Origin of the sequence: Uliginosibacterium sp. sgz301328 (assembly GCF_041807905.1) — a bacterium.
In the GTDB taxonomy this organism is placed as follows: domain Bacteria; phylum Pseudomonadota; class Gammaproteobacteria; order Burkholderiales; family Rhodocyclaceae; genus JBGVSA01.
Genome location: NZ_JBGVSA010000056.1, coordinates 1 through 5,851, shown reverse-complemented (window position 1 = coordinate 5,851; position 5,851 = coordinate 1). Strand labels below are relative to the sequence as shown.

Below are 5,851 nucleotides of genomic sequence, written 5' to 3'. Positions count from 1 at the left end.
CACTCTGCGTGATGGTCAGGTCCGTCGTCGCGGCATCGTTGTAGGCGTAGATACCGTAGTTTGTGTTGCCGGTGACGTTGCCGGCCACGTCGATGTTCGTCGCGCCAGTGCCAGAGTTTGCGGTAACGATGCCGGACAGGGCTCCACTGACCGTTCCCGCGCTCTGCGTAACCGCCAGGCCCTTGGTGGCGGCGTCGCCATAGGCGTAGACGGCGAAAGCCTCCGTCGCCACAACGTCGCCGGCTACCTGGACGTTCGTTGCGCCGGTGCCAAAGTTCTCGACATAGATGCCAGTGCGGCCGCCGGTGATGGTCCCGGCGGTCTGTGCGACCGTCATTCCGATAGTGTCTGAACCACCGTAGGCGTGGAGGCCGGAGTTTTCGCCCGCAACATTACCGGCGGTGCTCACATGGGTCGCTCCCGTCCCCGTGTTGTACGCGAGGATGCCTTCGTAGAGACCCGTTACCGTCCCACCACTTTGAGAGACCGTCAGGTCTGTGGTCTGGGCCGCTCCGAGGACATAAAGGCCGTTGCCGCTGGCGCCGGTGACGTTGCCTGCAAGGCTGATGCTCGTCGCGCCAGTGCCCTCGTTGTCGACCGAGATACCTTCATAGGCGCCGGTGACGGCACCGCCACTCTGCGTAAAAGTCAGATCGGTAGTTTCATTTCCACCGACGACATAGATGCCGTTGCTGCTCGTGCTGGTGAGGTCACCTGCGACGCTGACGTTTGTCGTGCCGCTGCCGGAGTTGTAGGCGTGGAGCGCATTCCCCACACCGGTGATGGTCCCGCCGCTTTGTACGACCGTCAGGTCCGTGCTGGTGGAGCCATTGGTGGCCAGGATGCCCCCCAGCCCGCCGCCCACGACATCGCCGGCAGTGGCGATGTAAGTGGCCCCCGTCCCCGCGTTGCTGGCAAAGATGCCGGCCTCGCTGGCCGAGATGGTGCCACCGCTCTGGGTGATCGTCAGGTCCGTGGTATTGGATCTGCCGCTGACATGGAGTCCATCGGTGCTGGTGCTGGTGACATCCCCTGCGACGCTGACACTTGTCGCGCCGGTGCCTTCGTTGAGCGCGTAGATGCCGCCGTTGATCGTTCCCGCGCTTTGCGCGACTGTCAGGTCCTTGGTGGCGGTGTCGTTGGCGGCATAGATACCGAAAGATTGTCCCCCCGTCACGTCGCCCGCCACCTGGATGATCGTCGAGCCGCTGCCTGCGTTCTCGGCACGGATACCCGTGCTCTCGGCCGTGATGGTCCCGCCTGTTTGCGTAATGGTCAGGTCCGTGGTGGTTGGGCCGTTGTAGACATCGATACCGGCGCTTCTGCCGGAGACATCGCCGGCGGTGCTGATCTCAGTGGCGCCAGTCCCTGCGTTGTTGGCAATGATGCCGTTTTCGTAACCCGCAATGGTTCCGCCGTTTTGAATGACCTTCAGGTCTGTGGTCTCGAATCCGCCAGTGACATCGATGCCGGAGCCCTCCGTGGCAGTGACATCGCCTGCGACGCTGACGTGGGTCGCCCCCGTGCCATGATTCTGCGCGTAGATACCTTTCGCACCCGATATGGCGCCGGCGCTTTGCGTGATCGTCAGGTCCGTGGCGGTCGAGTCGTTGTAAGCGTTGATGCCGTAACCGTACGTACCGGTGACGTTGCCCGCGACCGTCACGCTTGTCGCGCCGGTGCCATAGTTGTTCGCATCAATGCCGGCGTAAGAGCCTGTGATATTTCCGGCGCTTTGCGTGATCGTTATGTCCGTGGTGGTGGCTGTCGCGTTGTAGGCGCTGATGGCCGCAAAGCTCTGGCTTGTCACGTCGCCGGCGACGTTGATGTCTATCGCGCCTGTCCCGGAGTTGTTGGCGCTGATGCCGTAAGAGGTCCCGACGATGGCGCCGCCGCGCTGCACCACTGTCAGGCCAGAGGTGGTCGCCCCATTCATCACGTTGATGCCGGCCCCATATGCTGCAGTGATGTTGCCTGCGACGTCGATGGTCGTGGCGCCGACGCCGTCGTTCTCCGCGACGATGCCGAAATTGCCGGATACCGTTCCGTCCCGCTGCGTGATCGTCAGGCCCGTGGTGTCTCCCCCATTGCGGGCGTGGATGCCCTCGACGATCCCGGAGACGTTCCCCGAAACGCTGATGTTCGTCGCCCCGTTGCCGTAGTTGTCGGTACGGATGCCGCCCATGGGGCCAGAGATACTGCCGCCATTCTGTATGACCGTCAGGTCGGCTCCTGTTGTAGAAGCATTGCTGGCACGGATGCCGACGTCGTACACACCGGTGACGTCCCCCGAGACGGTCACGGTCGTTGCACCGGAACCGTAGTTCAGCGCATTGATGCCGACCTGGTCTCCCGAGATCGCTCCGCCATCCTGTGTAATGGTCAGGTCCGTGGTGGCACCATCGCCGTAGGCGGAGATGCCTTGGCCCGCGCTGGTGACGTCACCGGCCACGCTCACGCTCGTGGCGCCGGTGCCGTGGTTCTCCACGTAGATCCCCTCACCGCTGCTGGACACCGAGGCCGATTCCCCTACATGAATCGCGATGTCAGTGCCCTCGGCAGTGTTTACCGCAAAGATCCCGCCCCCATTTTCCGGGTACAGCCAGGGCGCGTCCGGGTCGGTCCATGCGGCAATGCTGCCCGACTCCTGGTTCACCGTAATGCTGCCCGCACCCGTGTTGGTGACGTTGATGCCCGTCCCCGGTGCCGCCGTCGGCGCAATGTCGGCCGTGCTGTTGACTGTGATGTCGCCCGAGCCCGAGATGACCACGCCTTCGGTGATCGTGCCCGCGCACTCATAGACACCACCCGTCGCGGAGCACTGCGACTGCGACCAGGCGGGGGCAGAAGAGGTCAGCATGGCGAGGCCAAAGATGGAGGACGCTACAACCGACGCCACACTGAGTGACGCCCGTTTCCCTCGCGCGGTGGAAATCTCGGAGGCGACCGCCCACGTACCAGACGATTCATTCCAGATCACTCGATATTGCTTGTTCATCGTGAGCCTCAATTCGCTTGCTGACCACTGACATGTGGTGTGTCCCGAACACATGAGTGAGGAACCAGGAAGGTGCCACTCGGGTAGTCAGATGCTACGAATGAGGTGTGGTCCGAAATTGACTAAAATCAGTGCGTTAAAGTGAATTTACGGTGTGAGCGGACGGCTGCGACAAGGTCCGATTTGGCGTGAATCCATATCTGTTTTGCGAGTCGGAGATGTCCTACCAAAGGCCGTGAGATCGGCCCTGTTCTACGCCCTGACGGCGGCGTGATGCGCACTCGGCATCCAGGCGGCGTCGCCGCCACTCAGCGTGTTGTGGCCCGACTCGATATGGGGCCAAGGGGGCTCGGCCAGACTCCTCGGCAGCAAACACGCATTGCAGCCTGACGTGTCGACAAATCTGACACACACCGCCAGCGCGATCCGCGCGCACAGCCGTCAAGCCGCGCCAATGCGCGTGGGGCATACCCTTTGCTTACGGTTCCGGCCGCTGCGCTGCGCCGGGCAGTCGGTTCCTGCCTCGAAATTTCGCTGACGCGCACCACCTCGCTCCCGTCGGGGGCGGGCGACCACTCCCTATCGCTGCAGGCGTTCGTGGCACCGCCCACCGTGCCCGTCAATCCGGAGGCAGAACATGAAGCGGTATTGGAAGACGGTACTTTGTGCATGTTCAGCGGTTGCCGTACTGCTGGCGGCGCCAGCGCAGGCCAGGTCCTACACCTTCACGCAGGGCGGCTTTACCGGCGGCGGCACCATCTCGGGTTCATTCGAAGGAGTGGATCTGGACGGCAACGGCCAGTTGTCGTCCTTTGCAGGGGAGGTCACCGCCTTTCATGTGGATTTTTCGGGCAACGCATTGGTCGGCCCGTTCTCCCACGGTTTCGCCGACTTCTGGGGCCTGGTCTATGACATCGGCAGCGGCTTCATCGGCGACGGACTCGGCGGCGACATCGAAGGCATCGCCAGCAATTATCAGAATGCATTCGGCATCGAGTACATCACCGGGCCGGGCTTTGCGCTGCCTTACCTCGGCAGCGTGACGGATCTGGCCACCGGCGCCATGAGCATCACCAACGCGCTCGTGGCCGTGGTGGAAATCCCCGAACCGGCTTCGTTGGCGCTGGTGGCGGCCGGCCTCGCGCTGGCCGTGTTTGTGCGCCGGCGTTCGGCCTGAGGGGATTCGCCCGAACTCATCGACCCGACGCCGCCCGCTGCACGCGACCTATGGTCCGCCATCGCCACGGGCGGCAAATGCCATTGGAGACAGGCATGAACATTCGCATCCGTAACGAACTCATTGCGCTCGCAGTCCTCTGCGCAGCGCTGCTGAGCACACAGGCGCAGGCCCAGACACCGCAGTCGCGCGGGTGCAATGCCTGGACCAACTCCAAGCCGTCTTCACTCGGCGCCGATGGCTGGGCCGCCCTGGAGGCGCCGGTCACGGGCGGCTGCGGCGCCTTGCCGGCAAAGATCTACAACGTGTTCAACCGCAGCCAGCTCGTCAGCGCACTGAACGGCGGCAACCCCACCGCGATCATTCCCGACCCTGCGCAGAAGATCATCTACATCAACGGCACCATCGACCTGAACGTCGATGACAACAACCAGCCGCTGACCGAAGAGTCGTACATGCGCATGTGCAATTACACCGCGCATGCCACGTTCTACGATCCGGTCACGCACGATCAAAGCGGCAATGGCGGATTTTTTGGCGCCTACAAGACAGCCTACGACCCCAACACCTGGATCAAGCAGTCGCTGGACCCGGCCGACAACCGTCCGCCCGCGCTATCGGGGCCGCTCGAAGACGCACGCCTGTGCTTTGCCGAACAACAGCGCAAGCGCGTGCAGATCCACGTCGGCTCCAATACCTCGCTGATCGGCAAGCCCGGCACCAACGCCAGGATCATCAACGGTACCCTGCAACTGGGCCTCCTGCGCACGAGCAACCTCGACCAGAACTACGAAGCCGAGAACATCGTCATCCGCAATATCACCTTCGCCGACTCCTTCGACATGTTCCCCGGCTGGGACCCGAAAGACTCTTTCAGCATCACCATCACCAACACCAACGGCTGCCAGGCCACCTACGATGCGGCCACCAATGCCGGCCCGCATCAATGCAACCCGCGCGGCGGGCGCTGGAACTCCGAGTACGACAACATCTCGGTCGAAAACGCGTGGCGCGTGTGGGTCGACAGCAACACCTTCACCGACGAACCGCGCATCGACAAGCTCTTTCCGCCCGTATTCGCCGCACCCTTCAACGAAGCGACGCAGAAGACGCAGCACCACGACGGCCAGGTCGACGTAACCGTGGGCGCCACACAGGTGACGATGTCATACAACCTGTTCAAGACCCACGACAAGACCAACCTGCTCGGCGGGTCCGACACCGCCAGCGCCGCCACGGGCTACGGCCCCGGCAAGATCGACGTGACCTTCCATCACAACTACTGGCTCAACACCGTGCAACGCATGCCGCGCGTGCGCTTCGGCCGCGTCCACGTGTACAACAACTTCTACGACCTCGACTGGCGCTCATCGGCGGACTACCGCCTCGGCGAAACCTGGACCGTCGGCACGGCCGCCAAGCTGCTCGCCCAGAACAACGTGCTCGACATCCGCAACACCAGTCTCGTCCCGTCTTCCAAGATCGGCGGCTACAGCTCGACCACCAGCAACCGCACGCGCTGCACCGCTGCGGGCTTCAGTCTGGCCGAGTGCGGCACCTACTTTTTCGACAGCGGCACGATCGTCACCACCATTACCGCATCGACCACCACCACCGAGGTGCAGGACATCTTTGCCGCCGTGCTCGTCAAACAGCAGTCCAGCGCCAGCAATGCG

General features: G+C 63.1%; 3 protein-coding genes and 1 pseudogene. 2 read left to right on the top strand and 2 right to left on the bottom strand.

From position 1 onward, the window contains the following. Both ACDA63_RS19980 and ACDA63_RS19975 read right to left on the bottom strand, forming a co-directional pair. Positions 1-2,860, bottom strand: a 2,860-nt coding sequence (locus ACDA63_RS19980) for a beta strand repeat-containing protein (protein WP_373665064.1), incomplete at its 3' end; no start/stop codon positions are given. A gap of 54 nt (positions 2,861-2,914) precedes the next feature. Then, positions 2,915-2,998, bottom strand: a pseudogene (locus tag ACDA63_RS19975) (ESPR domain-containing protein); the annotation flags it as partial. 637 nt (positions 2,999-3,635) lie between these two features. Here ACDA63_RS19975 and ACDA63_RS19970 point away from each other — a divergent pair. Both ACDA63_RS19970 and ACDA63_RS19965 read left to right on the top strand, forming a co-directional pair. Continuing rightward, the gene (locus tag ACDA63_RS19970; RefSeq protein ID WP_373665063.1) at positions 3,636-4,175 is read left to right on the top strand and encodes a PEP-CTERM sorting domain-containing protein; all 540 of its coding nucleotides are present in this window, start codon (positions 3,636-3,638) and stop codon (positions 4,173-4,175) included. 95 nt (positions 4,176-4,270) lie between these two features. Continuing rightward, positions 4,271-5,851 (top strand): hypothetical protein (locus ACDA63_RS19965; protein WP_373665062.1); only part of this gene is annotated, 1,581 nt, incomplete at its 3' end.